This is a genomic window from Bacteroides helcogenes P 36-108 (assembly GCF_000186225.1).
Lineage (GTDB): Bacteria > Bacteroidota > Bacteroidia > Bacteroidales > Bacteroidaceae > Bacteroides > Bacteroides helcogenes.
On the sequence record NC_014933.1, the window covers coordinates 593348 to 612112 of the forward strand.

At 51.8% G+C, this 18765-nt stretch carries 11 protein-coding genes; 7 read left to right on the forward strand and 4 right to left on the reverse strand.

Translation table 11 applies throughout. The features are described from left to right. Positions 1 to 9 precede the first annotated feature (9 nt). The 6 genes from BACHE_RS02320 to BACHE_RS02345 all read left to right on the forward strand — a co-directional run bounded on the left by BACHE_RS02320 (position 10) and on the right by BACHE_RS02345 (position 12885). A complete protein-coding gene (locus tag BACHE_RS02320) occupies positions 10 to 627 on the forward strand; it encodes a hypothetical protein (protein ID WP_013546095.1) in 618 nt (205 codons plus the stop codon). A 173-nt stretch (positions 628 to 800) separates the two neighbouring features. After that, the gene (locus BACHE_RS02325) at positions 801 to 1874 is read left to right on the forward strand and encodes a M20 family metallo-hydrolase (protein ID WP_013546096.1); all 1074 of its coding nucleotides are present in this window, start codon (positions 801 to 803) and stop codon (positions 1872 to 1874) included. 186 nt (positions 1875 to 2060) lie between these two features. After that, the gene (locus BACHE_RS02330) at positions 2061 to 5273 is read left to right on the forward strand and encodes a SusC/RagA family TonB-linked outer membrane protein (RefSeq protein ID WP_013546097.1); all 3213 of its coding nucleotides are present in this window, start codon (positions 2061 to 2063) and stop codon (positions 5271 to 5273) included. 13 nt (positions 5274 to 5286) lie between these two features. After that, a complete protein-coding gene (locus BACHE_RS02335) occupies positions 5287 to 7092 on the forward strand; it encodes a RagB/SusD family nutrient uptake outer membrane protein (RefSeq protein ID WP_013546098.1) in 1806 nt (601 codons plus the stop codon). A 188-nt stretch (positions 7093 to 7280) separates the two neighbouring features. Further along, positions 7281 to 8855, forward strand: a complete 1575-nt coding sequence (locus BACHE_RS02340) for a sulfatase family protein (RefSeq protein ID WP_013546099.1) — start codon at positions 7281 to 7283, stop codon at positions 8853 to 8855. A gap of 109 nt (positions 8856 to 8964) precedes the next feature. Continuing rightward, entirely contained in the window at positions 8965 to 12885 is a 3921-nt protein-coding gene (locus tag BACHE_RS02345; protein WP_013546100.1) for a hybrid sensor histidine kinase/response regulator transcription factor, read from the forward strand. Positions 12886 to 12929: 44 nt separating this feature from the next. On the opposite strand, the gene BACHE_RS02350 is transcribed toward BACHE_RS02345, so the two are convergent. Genes BACHE_RS02350 through dut form a run of 4 tightly spaced genes read right to left on the reverse strand, consistent with a single transcriptional unit; the run spans position 12930 to position 17197 of the window. Beyond that, a complete protein-coding gene (locus BACHE_RS02350) occupies positions 12930 to 14249 on the reverse strand; it encodes a murein hydrolase activator EnvC family protein (protein WP_013546101.1) in 1320 nt (439 codons plus the stop codon). A gap of 32 nt (positions 14250 to 14281) precedes the next feature. Then, positions 14282 to 14887 (reverse strand): lipoprotein insertase outer membrane protein LolB1, encoded by a 606-nt coding sequence (lolB1, locus tag BACHE_RS02355; protein WP_013546102.1) that lies wholly within the window; start codon positions 14885 to 14887, stop codon positions 14282 to 14284. After that, positions 14862 to 16715, reverse strand: coding sequence for a tetratricopeptide repeat protein (locus BACHE_RS02360; protein ID WP_013546103.1), 1854 nt, complete (start codon positions 16713 to 16715; stop codon positions 14862 to 14864). The genes lolB1 and BACHE_RS02360 overlap by 26 nt, the downstream gene beginning before the upstream one ends. A 47-nt stretch (positions 16716 to 16762) precedes the next feature. After that, positions 16763 to 17197, reverse strand: a complete 435-nt coding sequence (dut, locus tag BACHE_RS02365; RefSeq protein WP_013546104.1) for a dUTP diphosphatase — start codon at positions 17195 to 17197, stop codon at positions 16763 to 16765. 209 nt (positions 17198 to 17406) lie between these two features. Here dut and dgt point away from each other — a divergent pair, with 209 nt between their 5' ends. Next, positions 17407 to 18753 (forward strand): dGTP triphosphohydrolase, encoded by a 1347-nt coding sequence (gene dgt / locus BACHE_RS02370; protein ID WP_013546105.1) that lies wholly within the window; start codon positions 17407 to 17409, stop codon positions 18751 to 18753. The last annotated feature ends 12 nt before the right edge of the window (positions 18754 to 18765 follow it).

Genomic DNA, 18765 nt, shown 5'->3' on the forward strand with positions numbered 1-18765 from the left:
ACAAGTATTATGAAGAAGTATGTATTTATCACATTTCTAACGTTAGCAACCGCCTTCATGGCCGGATGCGGCAATAAAGACGAAAGTCCCGTTTCTCAAGAGACAAACGTCTCACTGATTGCGCCCAATGGAGAATTGATAGCCAAAGACATGGCAGCGCTCAACAAAGAGACAGCCCTGATTATAGCCAAACAATATGGCGAAGATTTGGACTTCAAAATCACGGATATCGAGTACACACAAATCAACGATGGTTATCTGGCCCTCATTGCCTATCAGTTGAGCAACGGAAGAAGTTCCAACTACGCAAAGACCAACAGCGACAATGTGCTTGCCGACGCTTCGGTAAATGCCGTAATCTACGACATCTGTTCTACGGAAGACACGCAGTGGAACATATCAGAAGACCAAACAACGCTCAACATTGAAAATGCTACCACCCGAAGCAATGGCAATGCCAAAGAAATATCATTCGTCTGTAAGTCGGCCAGCAACTGCAAACCGTGCCAGGTAAAGGTCGCATCGGTTATCGATAGTTCGGATGACAGTATAACAGACGGAAGAAGTATAAAAGTGACGTGTAGTAGTGACTGCAATGACTGCAAACTGGAAGCTACCATCAAATAAAGATTCTATGGAGTGAATGTGTCAGGATTGGAAAGTGTGCAAGAACAAAGCGGAAAACAGGAAATTACCATGCCGCCTCCTTGCACACTCTTTTTTGCTTAAATAGAAGATAATGCAACACTTCTTTCTCTTTTTATTCGTAAGTTTGCATTCCGATTATATTTTATTAGAACATGAACTACGATTTACCCACCTTAGTTTCCGAAGCGACCGGACTGCTGAAGTCGCTGATAAGTATCCCATCCCTGAGCCGCGACGAAGAAAAGGCGGCCGACTACCTGCAAAATTATATCGAGACGCAGGGAATGGCAACCGGGCGGAAAGGGAACAACGTCTGGTCTCTCAGCCCCATGTTTGACCTGCAGAAGCCCACACTGCTGCTGAATTCGCACATCGACACCGTGAAGCCCGCCGCCGGATGGCGGAAAGACCCGTTCACGCCGGTGCTCGAAACCAACGGAAAACTGTACGGACTGGGCAGCAACGACGCCGGCGCCAGCGTGGTGAGCCTGCTGCAAGTGTTCCTGCAACTATGCCGCACCACCCAGGCCTACAACCTGATATACCTCGCTTCCTGCGAAGAGGAAGTTTCGGGTGCTGGCGGAGTGGAATGCGTTCTGCCCGAACTCCCTCCCATCACATTTGCCATCGTGGGCGAGCCCACCGAGATGCAGCCCGCCATTGCCGAGAAGGGACTGATGGTGCTGGACGTCACGGCATACGGCAAATCGGGGCATGCCGCCCGCAATGAAGGTGACAATGCCATATACAAAGCATTGAAGGACATCGCCTGGTTCCGCGATTACCGCTTTCCCGAAGAATCGCCCCTGTTAGGGCCGGTAAAGATGAGCGTGACAATGGTAAGCGCCGGCACGCAGCACAACGTCATCCCCGACCGTTGCACCTTTGTGGTGGACATCCGCAGCAACGAATGTTACAGCAACGAAGCTCTGTTTGCCGAAATCAGGAAGCACATCGGCAGCGAGGCCAAAGCCCGTTCGTTCCGCCTGGGCTCCTCGCACGTGTCGCCCCGCCATCCGCTGGTACAAAAGGCCGTCTCCCTGGGGCGGACTCCTTTCGGCTCGCCCACCCTTTCGGACCAGGCATTGATGCCGTTCCCCTCACTGAAGATGGGGCCGGGCAAAAGCAGCCGTTCACATACCGCCGATGAGTTTATCTTCATCAAGGAAATAGAAGAAGCCATAAGCACGTATCTGGAATTGCTGGACGGAAGCCAAGAGATATAAAGGGCAAAGATGGGAGGGGAGTGTGCCATACGCTCCATACCATCTTGAAACGGCTCTATTTATACGATTAAAGACTTTATATAGACGTTTGCAGACCTAAAGGTGAGGCTTACAGCCATAATTTTGTCGCCGAATTAAGCTTATTGCGCTTAATTATAGATAAAATTAACTTTAAATTCTCAAACGATGAAACAGAGGTACAAACAAATCGCCGGTCTATTGACCCTCGCGATGTTTCTTTTCAGCACGATGACATTCGCGCAATCTGTCACCCTTAAAGGTACGGTTACAGACAAAGGCGGAGAACCGATTATCGGTGCGAACGTGATAGTGGAAAACACCACCAACGGAACCATCACCAACGTGGATGGTGAGTTTACCCTGCAAAATGTGCAGCAAGGCTCTGCCCTGAAAGTATCTTTCATAGGCTACAAGACACAAATTGTACCTGTGGGAAGCAGCAACAACATTAAGATAACTCTGCCGGAAGACTCCGAAGCCCTCGACGAAGTGGTAGTAGTGGGCTATGCCGTGCAGCGCAAAGTGAACCTCACCGGTTCGGTTTCTTCTGTCAAGGGTGATGAGTTGAGCCACAGACCGGTAGCCAATGCCACACAAAGCCTGCAAGGTCTGGTTCCGGGCCTTACGGTGAACAACAGCAGTTCGGGGCGTCCGGGAGCCGAAGCCTCACTGACCCTGCGCGGGCAAGGCAACCTGGCCAACACAGCCAATCCCTATGTATTGGTGGACGGTGTGGAAATGAGCCTGGCCGACGTAAATCCCAACGACATCGAGAGCATCTCCGTATTGAAGGATGCCGCAGCCTGTGCCATCTACGGCGCACGTGCCGCATACGGCGTTATCTTAGTGACCACAAAGAAAGGCGAAGACGGGAAGATGCGTGTCAGCTACCAAGGCACAGTGGGCTGGAGCTCACCTACCGTATTGCCCGAAATGGCAAACGCTTATGACTTTGCCCAATACTTCAACGCCGGATGCGCCAATGCCAACGTAACGCAGCAATATAGTAAAGAGAAACTGGAACTGCTGAAGCAATACGTATCAGACCCTACCGGCATAGACTGCTGGAGTGAACTGAACGGACAGAACAACCTGATAGGCGCTTTCGAGAACACGGCAAAAGGAGTGGGCAACGTAGATTACTTCAAGCTGCACTACAAGGATGCCGCCTTCAAGCAAAACCACAACCTGAGCCTCAGCGGAGGCGGAAAGAAAGCCCAATACTACGTATCGGGAGGAGCCTATACCGAAGACGGCATCATGCGCTATGCCGACATCAGCTACAAACGCTATAACTTCAACGGCAGCATCGCATCGCAACTCACCGACTGGCTGAAGATGAAGGTGAACACCAAGTTTGTGCACTCCGACAGCAAGACCCCCTTCGGAAACGGAGGCTTGTCCGACGGATTCTATCACTCACTGGCACGTTTCCGCCCCACGGTAAGCCCTGTTGACCCCAACGGAAACTTCACCGAGCTTACCATGATTCCCTATCTGCAAAGCGGAACCTACACCGATACGCAGAGAGACAACATGACGCTGACCGGCGGACTGGAAGCGCAGCCCGTCAAAAACTGGAGAATCTTCTTTGATTACACTTACCGCCACACCAACCAGGAATACGAGGCCCTGAACGTGGCTCCGCAGATTGTAGGCGCCGACGGCGTGACAACTTATAAAGGCACGCGCAGCGAGCTTGGCATCGCCGACAACGGAAGCTTCACACGCTCCATGTATCAACGGAGGTATCAGTCCATCAACCTGTACACCAACTACATCTTCAGCATCGCGCAGAAGCACAACTTCACGCTGATGGGAGGCTATCAGGAAGAAGACTATCATTACAGCTACCTGTACAACAAGGTTACCGACCTCATCTCGACCACCAATCCGGCCTTAGACCTGGCCACCGGCAACAAGAACATCACCGATACCCGCAACGGATGGGCCACGCGCGGCTTCTTCGGAAGAGTGAACTATGACTACAACGGCCTATACCTGATAGAAGCCAACGGACGCTATGACGGCTCCTCGCGCTTTGCATCGGGCAACCGCTGGGGCTTCTTCCCCTCCGTATCCGTGGGATGGAACATCTCAAGAGAAGAGTTTATGGAGAAAACCTCCAAAGTGCTGTCCAACCTGAAGCTGCGCGCATCCTGGGGTCTGTTGGGAAACCAAAGCGGAGCCGGACTTTATACATTCGCCTCCACGATGGGCGTAACCAACATGGGCAACTACTACTTTGCCGACGGCCGCGACATGTACATCAACGCTCCCGGTGTGGTAGATCCCAACACCACTTGGGAAAAGGTGGAAAGCAAGAACATCGGAATAGACTTCGGTTTCTTCGGCAACAGCCTGACCGGTACGTTTGACGTGTTTCAGCGCGACACGAAAGACATGTTAGGCCCGTCGGCCGACCTGGCCGACATCTTCGGCGCCACCGTGCCCAATACCAACAATGCCCGCATGCGCAACAGAGGATGGGAACTGACCCTGCAATACAAAGGAAAGATAACCAAAGACATCTCTTATACCATAGGAGCGTCATTGGCAGACGCCACATCGGAAGTGACCGCATACGAGAACCCCACCGGAACAGATCCCGCCGGCAACTGGTACACAGGCCGCAAGGTAGGCGAAATATGGGGCTATCGTGCCGACGGACTGATCCAGACACAGGAAGAGGCGGACGCATACAACTCTACCTACAACCTCTCTTACCTGTCGGGACAGAAATGGACTCCGGGAGATGTCCGCTATCTGGATCTGAACGGCGACAAAGCGATAAACAACGGCAAGAACACGCTGAACGACATGGGCGACCTCACCGTCATAGGCAACACCACTCCCCGCTACCAATACACGCTGAACGGTTCGGTATCGTGGAAGGGACTGACCCTGAGCATGATGCTTCAGGGAGTGGGCAAACGCGACTGGAATCCCGGCGGATCCGTATATTTCTGGGGATGCGGCCCTTACGCACAGGTCACCGTATTCAAGCAGCACCTTGACTACTGGAGCGAATCCAACCCCGGCGCATATTATCCCAAGCCCTACACAGCAGGTGCGGGAGCCATTGCGCAATACCGCAACAAGACCTCACAGGCCTGCGACCGCTACATGCAGAATGCCGCTTACTGCCGCCTGAAGAACCTGACCATCAGCTACGACCTGCCCGAAGCATGGACCAAGAAAGTGGGACTGAACAAGACACAGGTATTCGTATCAGGCGAGAATCTGCTGACCTTCACCAAGCTGGCCGACATGTTCGACCCCGAAGCCATCTTCACCAGCAATGACTACACCAGCGAAGGCGGCAAGAACTATCCCATGAACAAAGTAATTTCTTTCGGTTTGATTGTTAACTTATAATTATAACGCACGTATGAAAAAGAAAAATATAATAGCCGCACTGCTTATCACCCTCGGACTGACCGGCTGCTACGACTTAGACAAAGTGCCCGAAGGCGAGCTGTCCACCTCTACCACTTTTTTCGGCACAACTTCCGAAATAACCAAGTACCTGAACCAGTTCTACGAGACGGGAGTGCGCACACAGCCCGGCGGCGTGGGGTCGGCACAAGGCATCGCCTTTGGCGACAACAACAGCGACAACATGATCCTGAACTCCGTTGACACACGTCTGGCGGGCGAATCATCGCTGAGCGACGCCGTGAAACTGACCAACTACACCTACATCCGCAACCTGAACTTCCTGATAAACAACTGGAACAACTGCAAGGACGCAGGCAGCGCCCTGAACCAATGCAAGGGCGAAGCCTACTACTTCCGCGCATGGTACTATTACCAGATGTTCGTCAACTACGGCCCGCTGACTTGGGTAAACCAAGTGCTGGACCCCTCGCAAGAACAGATGGAGCGCCCGCGCGACAGCCGCACCCTGATAGCCGACAGCATCCTGGCCGACCTGGACAGAGCCGCCTTGCTGCTCAACGCCCAAGCCAACAGCGCCTCGATGAGAGTGCACAAAGACGTGGCACGCGCCCTGAAAAGCGAAGTAGCCCTCTTTGAAGCCACTTGGGAGAAGTACCACAAGGCCAAGGAAGACAAGTTCTACGACACAGCCGTCACCGACGCCAAGATAAACGACTACCTGAAACAAGCGGCCGCAGCCGCCAAGGAAGTCATGGACCGCAAGGTATGGAGCATCCCCACGGGCAACCGGCAGACAAGTTACAGAGACCTGTTCATCACGCTCGACCTTTCCTCGAATCCCGAAGTGCTGTGGTGGAAGAAGTACAACGCCGCCGACAACATCGGCCATTCCGTGACCCGCTACATCAATGCCGGAGGCGGACTCACCGGCATCTCGGCTTCCCTGGTCGATGACTATCTGACAATAGACGGACGCCCCTTTACAGGCAGCGAGAAGACAGAAGCCAAGAAAACATACGGCACGGAACTGAGCGCGACCCTACGCGACCCGCGACTGGCACAGACCGTATGCACTCCGGGACAGATGATGAAACCCGACGGAACCACCTTTACACTGCCGCCCCTGAACGGCAACAGCTACCAGCAGAACACCACCGGATATTCCATGCTGAAGTACATGGAGTTCAATACCACCTACAGCCCCACAGTGGACGGTGAAGGCAAAAGCCAGGCTCCCGCCATCCAGTTCAGATATGCCGACATCCTGCTGAACTATGCCGAAGCGCTGGCCGAGATGGACGGAGCAGCCAACGCCGCCACCATCATCGAAGCCCTGTCTCCGCTGCGCCAACGCGCAGGCATGCCGGACGTGGACTTTGACCGCGAATACAACACCGCCGCCGACTACCCCTTCAAGAACCTGGACAAATACATCCAAGCCGTCCGCCGCGAGCGCCGCATAGAGAAAGCCTGCGAAGGCAGAAGACTGGCCGACATCCTGAGATGGGCTGCCGCCGACGAGCTGATTGTAGGCAAGACACCCACCGGCGCCCTGTTCACCGGCAGCAATCTGGAGACAGCCTATGGCTCCAACCTGATTTACGACCAAGCGTCGGGCAACAACCTCTTCCTTACAGGAACCGCAGGCAGCGCCCTGAGATATATCATCCCCTTCAATACCAAGAACTACCCCAACGGCTGGCAATTTGATACGGATCGTGACTATCTGCTGCCCATCCAGCAACGCATGATTTCACTGACAGGCCAGCAGTGGACTCAGAATCCGGGATGGTGACCACGGCAAAGCACTGCATAGAAATGCAGTGAAAACAAGCCTATATATCCCGCCGGCCGCATCTATATATGCAGCCGGCTGGATATATAGATGCAGCCGCCCCGATATATAGATGCAGCAAAACGAATGTACAGACCAAGAAACAGCGAATAATTATAAAGAAAACGATGAATAAACTTGCAAAAGACATGAACCGACTGAAGACAACAGCGTTCTACTCCCTGATGGGCACTACGGCCATCGCCTCCCTGTCCTCCTTCACCGGCAAGGAAGACCGGAAAGAAGAAAAGGACCGGAAGCCCATGAATGTGGTGTATATCATGTGCGACGACCACTCGTACCAGACAATCAGCGCCTATGACAACCGTTTCATACAGACGCCCAACATCGACCGGATAGCCGCCGACGGCGTGCGCTTCACAAACAGCTTCGTGGCCAACTCCCTGAGCGGCCCCAGCCGTGCCTGCATGCTCACCGGCAAGCACAGCCACGCCAACGGATTCACCGACAACTCCACAAGCACCTTTGACGGCAGCCAGCAGACTTTTCCCAAGCTGCTCCAGGCACAGGGCTACCAGACGGCAATGATAGGAAAATGGCATTTGGGAGGCACGCCCACAGGCTTCAACTACTGGGACATACTCATCGGCCAAGGCGACTATTACAACCCCACCTTCATCAACAACGGCAAGCGCCAGCAACGGGAAGGCTATGCCACCAACATCATCACGGATCTGGCCATAGACTGGATGGACAACAAACGGGAGAAAGACAAACCTTTCTGCCTCCTCATCCACCACAAAGCGCCCCACCGCACCTGGATGCCCGACACCTGCGACCTCGACCTCTATAATGACGTGAAATACCCCATTCCCGCAAACTTCTACGACAAGTACGAAGGACGAATAGCCGCCTCTACACAAGAAATGAGCATCATCAAGGACATGGACTTGGTATATGACCTCAAGATGGCCGACAAAGAGAACGAGATACACACCAACACCGGCCTCGAAGCTGCCGGCCGGAGAATGTACAACAACCTGACGCCGGCCCAGAAAGCCGCCTGGGACAAACATTATGACCCGGTAATCAAGAGATTCAAAGAAGCCCGCCTGACGGGAAAGGAACTGGCCGAATGGAAATACCAGCAGTACATGCACGACTATCTCCGTGTCATCCACTCCGTGGACCGCAACATAGGCCGGGTGCTGGACTACCTGGAGAAGAACGGACTGATGGAGAATACAATGATTGTATATACCTCCGACCAGGGATTCTATATGGGTGAGCACGGATGGTTCGACAAACGCTTCATGTACGAGGAATCCTTCCGCACCCCACTGCTTGTACACCTGCCCGGCGGAAAGCGCGGAGATGTGGAACAGATGGTGCAGAACATCGACTACGGCCCCACAATCCTCGACCTGGCCGGCGTAAAGACTCCGCAAGACATGCACGGAGTATCGTTCCTCCCACTGCTCAAGGGAAAGAAAGTAAAGAACTGGCGGAAGGCGCTCTACTATCATTTCTATGAATATCCCGCCGAACATGCGGTGAAGAAGCATTACGGCATCCGCACCGAACGCTACAAACTGATTCATTTCTACAACGACATAGACTGCTGGGAACTGTATGACCTGAAGAAAGACCCCGCGGAAATGCACAACCTTTACGAAGAAAAGGGCATGGAGCCCCTCATCAAGAAGCTGAAAAAAGAACTGATTGATCTGGAAGACCAATACAACGCCCCTATCCGAGACTAAATCTCAAAAAAAACGCTCTCTTCAGGAAAAGCCATGACAACAATCATGGCTTTTCCGCCATTTATGCCCAAAAAGAACTATTTTTGCCTGCAAACAAATACCGGATACCATGAAGATACTACCAATACTGCTGCTGCTCCTGCTGCTGCCCGCGCACGGGCTTGGGGCATCGGCAAGCTCAAATCCGAATCCCGGACTGTACTTCAAGCAGATCTCCATAAAAGAGGGACTGCCGTCTTCGGTCACATCCATATACGACGACTCCAACGGCTTCCTGTGGGTGGGAACCGACTACGGCCTATATCGCTTTGACGGCGAAAGGCTGAAGCGATACCCCATTCCATCACTCGACAACTCGATGCAGCAATCCATCCATGAAGTAAACGGCGACGGGAAGCAGAACATCTGCGTGCTCTCGCCGCAAGGATGCTGCCTATACAATCCCAAGAACGACAAATTCGAGCCCCTCTCCCATCAAGGAACCACCGTAAAGGCATATTCCTTCACCATGCAAGGAGACTCGATGGTGCTGGCCGCCAAAGGGAAACTGCTATATCTCAACCGGAAGGGCAGCATCGTAAAGACCCTGACATTAGAATCCGGCGAGATTCTGCTACGGTTAAGCTCTTACGACAGCCACTACTATATGGCACTGACAGGGAAAAGCCTGCTGAAGCTGGTGCACAAGCAGTCGGGAAAGATAAAGGAACCGCCCTTTGGAAATGGAGAGAAAGTATATACTTTCTTCAAAGACTCACAAAGCCGCTACTGGATTTCCCAATACGGGAAAGGCATCTTCTGCTTCGGCAAAGACGGACGGACATTGTCGAGCTACTCTACGCGGAATTCAGATTTAAGCAACGACGTGATACTGGACATCAAGGAGAGAAACGGCGCGCTATGGCTGGCAACCGACGGCGGCGGGCTGAACATACTGGACTTACAGAAGGGCTCAATCCGGGTATTCTCCAACAAATACAGCCAGAACTTTCCATCCAACTCCGTCTCATGCCTGTGCAACGGAGTCAACAACATGTGGATAGGGCTGGTGAGGGACGGCCTGTTAGGGGTAAAAGAAAACTTCATAACCTCCTATACCCGCACTCCCCAAGGCAATCCTTTCGGCCTCTCCGAGAAATGCCCGTTATGCCTGCTGGAAGACAAAGACGGCCTCATCTGGATCGGGACAGACGGAGGAGGACTGAACAGCTTCAATCCGGCTGACGGAAAATTCCGCCATTATCCGGAAACACTGAACGAAAAAATCATATCGCTATGCCCCTATTCAGAACAAGAGCTCCTGGTATCAATCTATCAAAAAGGATTCTATGTATTCGACATGCGGACAGGCCGATACAAGAACAAGATTTCCTTGGACACCCTGGCCGCCGAACGGCTGATTTACTCAGGGATTCCCAACAACCTGTACCGGGAAGCATCCGGCATCATACGCATCTACAACAGATACATATATCAACTGAACATACCGGCAAACCGCCTGGAAGAGATAAAGAATGCCGCCAACAATATACCCGACAACAATTCATGGATCCATATAGGGCAGTATGACGGGAAAAGCTGCTTCAGAAACAACCGTCTCATCACAACCTACGATATAAAATCAGAACAGGCAGGCATTCTGTACGAAAATGAAAGCCCGATATTGGCGGCATGCCTGGATTCCGCAGGATTCCTATGGATGTCTTCTTACAATGGCCTGGAAGTATTAGACCTCGGCACAAGACAAACAAGGAATGTAAAGCTTCCCGATAAGACCGAAATCGTCACATCCTTGATCATGGATCGTAACGGCATCCTTTGGATGGGAACATTCGGCAGTGTATATGCCTATTCCAAAAAAGAGAACGCTTTTACGGTTTACAGCGAAACGGACGGCGTCATTCCAAATGACTTTCTGCCCAAACCTGTCTTAGTGACCAAGAACAACGAGGTCTATCTGGGCGGTTCCGCCGGTCTGGTAAGAATCATGGCGAACGCCTTCCACGTGCAACACAAAGAGACCCAAGAAGCCGAAATCTCTTTGCTGGAGATCGCACTGAACGGCATGAAGGCAAACCCCGACAGGCATAACGGCAAATGGCAAATAGAAGTGCCCCATGGCTTTGCCTCAATCACAGTTCAGACCCTTGTAAAAGAAGCGGACATATTCAGGAAAAGGATTTACCGCTATTACATTGACGGCCTCAATGACAGCTATACCCAGTCTTCCAAGTCGGTATTGGCATTGCAGACCCTTCCCTCCGGCAGTTACAACGTCAAAGCCCAATACCTGCAACCCGACGGCAAATGGAGCAAAATATACCAAATTGTCAGCATAAAGGTTCTTTCTCCCTGGTGGCTCAGCTACTGGTTCATCCTCCTTGTCACGGCCGTCTCTTTGGGCCTTACAGCCTATGCGCTGCACTATCGCGACGAACGGGTAAAACAAAAGCTCAAAGACCGCGAAAGGGCTGTCTATAAGGAGAAAGTACAAATGCTCATCAACATAAACAACGAACTGCGCACTCCAATCACCCTGATCTACTCACCCCTCAAACAATTATTGAAGAGCAGCCAACTGCCCATATCCCTGAAAGGGAAGGTTCAAAGAATCTTCAAGCAATCACTGCAAATGCGCAATCTCATCAACATGATTCTCAACATGCGCAAAATGGAAGTGGGACACAATATACTCAACCTGTCGCCTGTCCCGCTGAATTCATGGATAAACTCATTGATAGAAGACTTCTCCATAGAACTCGAAGAACGCAATATCACACTATCGCTGAATCTGGACGAACGGATAGGAGAAGTGGCCTTTGACCCGGCGCAATGCGAGATTGTCATCAACAACCTGCTGATAAACGCCTATAAGTTCAGCGACCCATACTCCGGCATAACGCTATCCACCACTATCGAAAGCAACAACAAATATGTACGGATAAGCATCACAGACGAAGGAATAGGGCTGAATGAAGAAGATATGCAGCACCTGTTTGACCGCTTCTATCAAAGTGACAGCTCCAAGGGCGGAAGCGGGATAGGCCTGTCGTATGCAAAACAGATTGTCAAGATGCACGAAGGTGACATCGGCGCATACAACAATGACGACAAGGGAGCGACATTCTACTTCACACTGCCTTATGACAAAGAAACCTTCGCGGTGGAATGTCCGGTGAAACCTTACCTGAACGAAACACTCACGAAAAACGAAAGCCGGAACAACAGCATACCCATAGATGATTCGGTATATGACTCCCTCCTGATTGTGGAAGACAACCCTGACTTATGCGACTACCTGTCGGACAACCTGAAAAGCATATTCAGAACAGTATATACGGCACACGACGGCATGGACGCGTTTCCCGTCATCGTATCCAGGCTGCCTCAACTTATCATAAGCGACGTGACGATGCCACGGATGAACGGATTGGAACTATGCAGCAAAATAAAACAGAACGAATCTCTAAATTATATTCCAATCATCCTCTTAACCTCAGAAGCCGGGGAAGATGAGTTGAAGAAACATTTCAAAATAGGAGCAGATGCCTATATAGCCAAACCTTTTGACCTGGAATTACTGAAAGCTCAAATCCAAAACCTCCTGTATAACCATAATATCATAAAAAAGCATTATTCGGGAACCGACATAACCACTTCGGAAAAGCCCGGTAACGGAAAAGACAGCAATGCAAAAGCAGAATTCCTGATAAAGCTGAACAAAGTGGTAAACGACAACATGAACGTTCCCAACTTGGGAGTGGACAAAGTAGCCTCATTGATGGGAATGAGCCGAGCCAAACTCTACAACAAACTAAAAGAGACACTGCCCATGGGAGTGAACGAATATATCACAAAGAAACGGATTGACTCGGCCTGCTCGCTATTGGCCAATACGGAAATGACCATAGCAGAGATAGCGGAGAAGGTAGGATTCAACCATCCCCGAAATTTCAGCACCACCTTCAAGCGCATCATGGGCATGATTCCCTCGGAATACAGAAAGGAAAAAAGCTTCAAAGATCTGTAATATTCTTCCTTATCTGTTCAGCCACGGTTCAGTAATGCACTTCCTTATCTGTTCAGCCACGGTTCAGGGTTCAGTTTCTCCTTCTCCCTCCGTAGCTGGAAGTGCAGCACGGTGCGCCCGTTGTCCGATCCGTTGGAAAAGACTTGTCCGAGTATCTGCTTGGTGGTGACGTTGTCTCCCTGCTTGACAGAAGCTGACGACAGGTTGCAATAGACCGAAATGTAATTTCCGTGGCGGACAAGGATATTGAACAAACCGTTCAACTGGAAGACCGCGGCCACTTTGCCGTCGAATATGGCACGGGCCTGCGCCCCGGGTCTGCCCTGGATGTCTATGCCCTTGTTGTCGAGCTTGACGTTGCGCAAGCCTTCCACGGAATACTGACCGTAGTGGCTGGTGATGATGTAGGCGCCTGTGATGGGCATCGGAAGCCTGCCCCGGTTATTCACAAAACTGCCGGAAAGCTCACGGTCGGCCTTATTCATGGTGTAAGACTCCAATGGGGCGGGACGCGGCTTTGCCGACGAAGTTCCGGCTGTTGCCGCCCTGTCCGCCTTCTCACCCGCCTTCCTGCGGGCAGCCGCCTCACGGGCAGCTTCGCGGCGGGCTTCTTCTTCGGCACGCTTACGCGCCTTTTCTATCTCCTCCGCTATCAGGCGGTCTATTCGGGCATTGAGCTGGTTGGCCTCGCGGCGCTTCTTGCCAAGCTCATTCTGCAAGCCCTTCTGCTTCTTCTGCAGATTGGCCACGAGCACCTTTTTCTCCTTCTCCTGCGCCTCCAGTTTCGCCTTTTCCGCCTCACGTTCTTTCAGCAACCCCTCCTTGGCCGCTTTCACCTGCCTGAGCTCCGCTTTCTTGCGGTTCACCTGCTCCTGCTTTTTCAGGACTTCTTCACCCTGCAGGCGCTGGTAGGTGGCATATTCACGCACATAGCGCAAACGCCGGTAAGTCTGCGCCAGACTGCGTGCCGAGAAAATAAACATCAGTTTTTCTTCGATGGAACGGTTCTTATAAAGATATTGAACCGACGATTCGTACTTCTGCTTCTTTTCTTTCAGATCTTTCTGCAGACGCGTCAACTGGCGTTCCACGGATACCAGCTCACGATCTATGGACTCCACATCGTTGTTTATCGTCAGGATATATCGCTTACGCTCCTCAATCTGGCCGGTCAGCGCGGCAAGGCCGTTCAACTGGCTGCCGACATCTTTCTTTGTCGTTTTCAGAAGTGTTTCCGACTCTGCAATCTGTTTTTGCAAAGCCCCGCGCTTGCCTTCCAGTTCCTTGATCAGCTTGTTGGATTGGGCAAGAAGCGGCATCAACAGACAGCAACAACTTATCAGAATACAGAGGAGACGTTTCATAAATCGAGAATTATAAAGATTGAGAATCAAGGCTACCGGCTGCTCGTCAGGCTCATCAGCATCTCCAGCAGTTCTTCCGGTTCCACCTTCCTGTATTTAGCGGAAAGCCGGGTAGGTGATATCGAGACCTCCCTGTCCGAGAAATCATAAAGTTCTATCTGCCCCTTTTCCATGGAAGGGATGCCCAGTTCCTTTCCGGTCAGCACCTTCTTGCCGTTAGGGCGCGAAGCGGCATAGAGCAGCTTCTCCAGATGTGCGAAGTCAGCCTTCTTGGGCAATATATCTTTCAGTTCCTTGCGCGTGACCTGTACGTAGCGCTTGCCCATGCGGTCCACCAACAGGACATCATCGGGCGTAACCTCCATCCGCGCCACTTCGGTGCGAATAATCGGCATCAGGAAAGAAAGCTGCATGCGTTCACCGCTTTTCAGCTTCATGGTTCCGTTCACGGTGAGAACGGCGTCCTTGTGCGGAACGGTGAGCTGCACCTTTGAAGAAAGGTAGGAAGATGCCACGGAGGATGCACTTCCCTGCCGGGCCGTCTTACATCCCGCAAAGCACAGGGCCGTAAAGAGCAGGAAGGAGCAAAGGCGGACTATCCCCGCCGCCTTCCTATTTATCGTTGTTCTTGGTTTCATCGGCTATATATTTCTTTTTCGCTATTTTCTGTTTCAGTGTATTCGACTTGCTGCCCATTTCCAAAGCCTGCTTCCAATACTTCAGAGCACCGTCCACATCACCGGTCATGTAATAAATGTCACCGCAGTGCTCCACGATCACATCACTCTTTGCCCCGTCACTTTTCATCGCATCGTCAATGTACAGACGCGCTTCGGCATAATTCTCCTTCTCAAACAGAATCCATGCATAGGTGTCGAGATAGGTGGAGTTGCCCGGCTCGGCCTTCACCGTCTTATAGCTCATCTCTTCGGCTCTGTCCAGGTCGCGGCGTTCCACGGAGAGGTAGTAGGCATAATTGTTCAGTGCGCCGATATTCGAAGGATTATATACCAAGGCGGAATCATAGGCGGCATACGCCTCCTTGTTCTGCTTCTTGGTGTGGTAGGAATCGCCTATAAAGGCATAAAAGTCGGAAACGACTTCCTTCTTGCTGTCCGCATTCACATGTCCCAAGGCTTTTCGGCAAACGGCTATGACGTCATCCGTACGTTCTGTCTGGGCATAGCCCATAGCCAGATAATAATAGAATTCCAGTTTATCGGGACTGGTTTCGATGCCGGCTTCGCAAAGGCGGATAATCTCCGGAGCGTCTTCCTTCTGCGCGGCGTCGCCAATCAGCATCATGCGGGCAGCCGTATTCGCCGGGTCGATGTCCAGCACTTGCCTCAAGACGGGCAGGGCCTCCTTATTCATATTCTTAGCCAAGAGGTACTGCACATAGAGCATCGGCAACTGGGCGTCATCGGGATCTTGCTCCATGATGCGGCCGAACAAGGTGATGACACGCGTACTGTCCTTGCCTTCCTGCTCATTCTGCATGATGAACTGGCGCATCACGTTCAGTTTGGTATCCGAGGGCACTTTCTTGTTCAGCATCAACGTATCCAACTGGCGTTCATACAGTTCCTTTTGTCCGGTTTCCTCATAGTAAGAGGCCAGAGAGTACATGGCCTGCGCATTTTCAGGCTCTTCCTCCAACACCTGCCGATAGATGTCATAGGCCTCTTTTTTCTTTCCGTTCTGCATATAGACGTCTCCCAACACAACCCGGTAGCGCATGTCCATGGGATACTCCTCCACAAGAGCTTCTATTTCGCGGAAAGCGCTCTTGCTGTCTTTCTTTTGCAGATAGATACGGAATTTCTCCATGCTCAACTGCTCGCTCTTGCCGGTTCTGGCCTCAAGCCTGTTGAGGGTGGCAATCACCTTGTCGTACTTCTCCTGACGGTTATAGATGTCGAGCAGGCTGTACAAAGGGTCCAGCTTGGCAGAGAAGCGAGTTGCCATTCCTTCCAGCAGCGTGGCAGCCTTTTCCACCTCATCCTGCTGCATGTAGAAACCGGCCAATCCCTGACTGTACCAATAGTTATCGGGATCGTTTTTCACAGCCTTCTCCAAGGCCGCCTGCCCTTGCGGCAGTTTCTTGAGGAACATATAATACTGCGCCACCTCATACAAAGCCGATGAAGCATTGGGATTGATGGAAAGGCAATGCTGCAACATGTCGAAAGCCGCACCATAGTTCTTCTGTACTTTCAGCCGGATGGCTTCCAGATAGAAGTAGTCGTATTTGCGCTGCTGCTCTTCGGTGAGTTGCGGCAAGAGAGGCTCCGGTTTCTTGCTGACTTCTTTCTTCTTTTCCTTCTTGACCGTGGCATTGGCTGTAACAATAGGGGTTACACCACCAACCACACCGCCTATTGCTCCACCAATCAATGCCCCACAAGAAGACAGGCAAAAGGAACCGACCAATAGTACGATGAATATTTTTTTCCTGATTTCCATCAATTTATCTATAAATTCTTAATCCGTTGAAACGAGACGATAGCAATTCATTCCTTACCTGTATGCCCGAATCCGCCGGAGCCTCGCCCAGTTTCGTCCAGCACTTCCGCGGCGGTCCACGAAACCTGCTCATGGCGTGCTATCACCATCTGGGCAATTCGCTCCCCGTCCTCAATCACGAAAGTCTCCGAAGAAAGATTGACCAGTATAATGCAGATTTCACCGCGATAGTCGGCATCGATCGTTCCCGGAGAATTCAGCACGGTGATCCCTTTCTTGAGGGCCAGGCCGCTACGCGGACGTATCTGCGCCTCAAAGCCTTCCGGCAATGCGATATAAAGCCCCGTAGGAACCAGACAGCGTGCCAAGGGCGCCAGGGAAACCGGCTCCGTGAGGTTGGCGCGGATGTCCATACCCGCAGACTGCTCGGTGGCATACGAAGGGAGCTGGTGTTTTGACTTATTGATGATTTGTACGTTCATATTATTCACGACTTTACGATGTGCGATTTACAGTTGATATTACTTTGTCTTACTATTTAACGGGCGAAAATACAGATTTTGAATCAAATAGTCATACATTTGCAGTTAAATAATGAGAAAGACAGGAAGTTGATGCCTTTCTGCTGCACTTACGGACGGCAAAAGACAGGTAGCTCCAACCGTACATCCTAAAAAACGTGAATATAAAAATGATGAACTGGAATACGCTTATATCCGCCAAACGCTTCGGACTCGAAGAGTTTCATGAAGAACGCATCGAGAACCGTTCCGAATTCCAACGGGATTATGACCGGCTTGTATTCTCCGCCCCTTTCCGGCGATTGCAAAACAAAACGCAGGTTTTTCCGCTTCCGGGCAGCATATTTGTGCACAATCGCCTGACGCACAGTCTGGAAGTATCGTGTGTGGGGCGTTCGTTAGGAAACGATGTATCCAGAGCGCTTCTTGCCCGCAGTCCGGAACTCCGGGATTCCTTTGTCCCGGAAATAGGCTCCATCGTTTCTGCCGCCTGCCTGGCCCACGACCTTGGGAATCCCCCTTTCGGGCATTCGGGAGAGCGCGCCATCTCCACCTTCTTCTCCGAAGGCAAAGGGATGTCGCTCAAAGACAGACAACCGGGCGGCGAACAGCTTACCCCTGCCCAATGGGAAGACCTTATCCACTTTGAAGGGAATGCCAACGCTTTCCGCCTGCTGACCCACCGGTTTGAAGGCCGGCGGAAAGGAGGCTTTGTCCTTACCTATTCCACCCTCGCCAGCATCGTGAAGTATCCCTTCTCGTCGAGTCTGGCAGGACGGAAGTCCAAGTTCGGCTTCTTCACCACCGAAGAAGAAAGCTTCAGCCGGATTGCGGAAGAACTGGGCATGAAGAAGCTGAACGACTCTCCCCTGAAGTACGCCCGCCATCCTCTGGTCTATCTGGTAGAGGCCGCCGACGACATATGCTACCAGATGATGGACATAGAAGACGCGCACAAACTGAAAATCCTCACGACACAGGAAACCAAGGAGCTTCTCCTCTCCTACTTCACCGACGAGAGCAGGACACGCCGGCTGAAGACAATGGAAATAGTGAGCGACACCAACGAACAGATAGCCTACCTGCGCTCCAGCGTGATAGGCCTGCTGATCAGGGAATGCGTGAAAGCCTTCGTAGCCAATGAAGAAAAAATCCTGGCCGGAGAACTCGAAGGGAGCCTCATCGGGCACATCTCCGCCTTGCCGGCCGCTGCCTACGGGCACTGTTCCGAAGTGTCTTTCGAGAAGATTTACCGTTCGCGCGATGTCCTCGACATCGAACTTGCCGGTTTCCGTATCATCAGCACGCTGCTCGAACTGATGATAGATGCCGTGCGCTCGCCCCAGAAGGCTTATTCACAATTGCTCATCAACCGGGTTTCGGGCCAATACAATGTAAAAGCGCCTGCACTCTACGAAAGAATACAGGCGGTATTGGACTATATATCCGGAATGACGGATGTCTTTGCGCTCGACTTGTACCGGAAGATAAACGGCAACAGCTTGCCGGCCGTGTGATTTTGCCGTTGC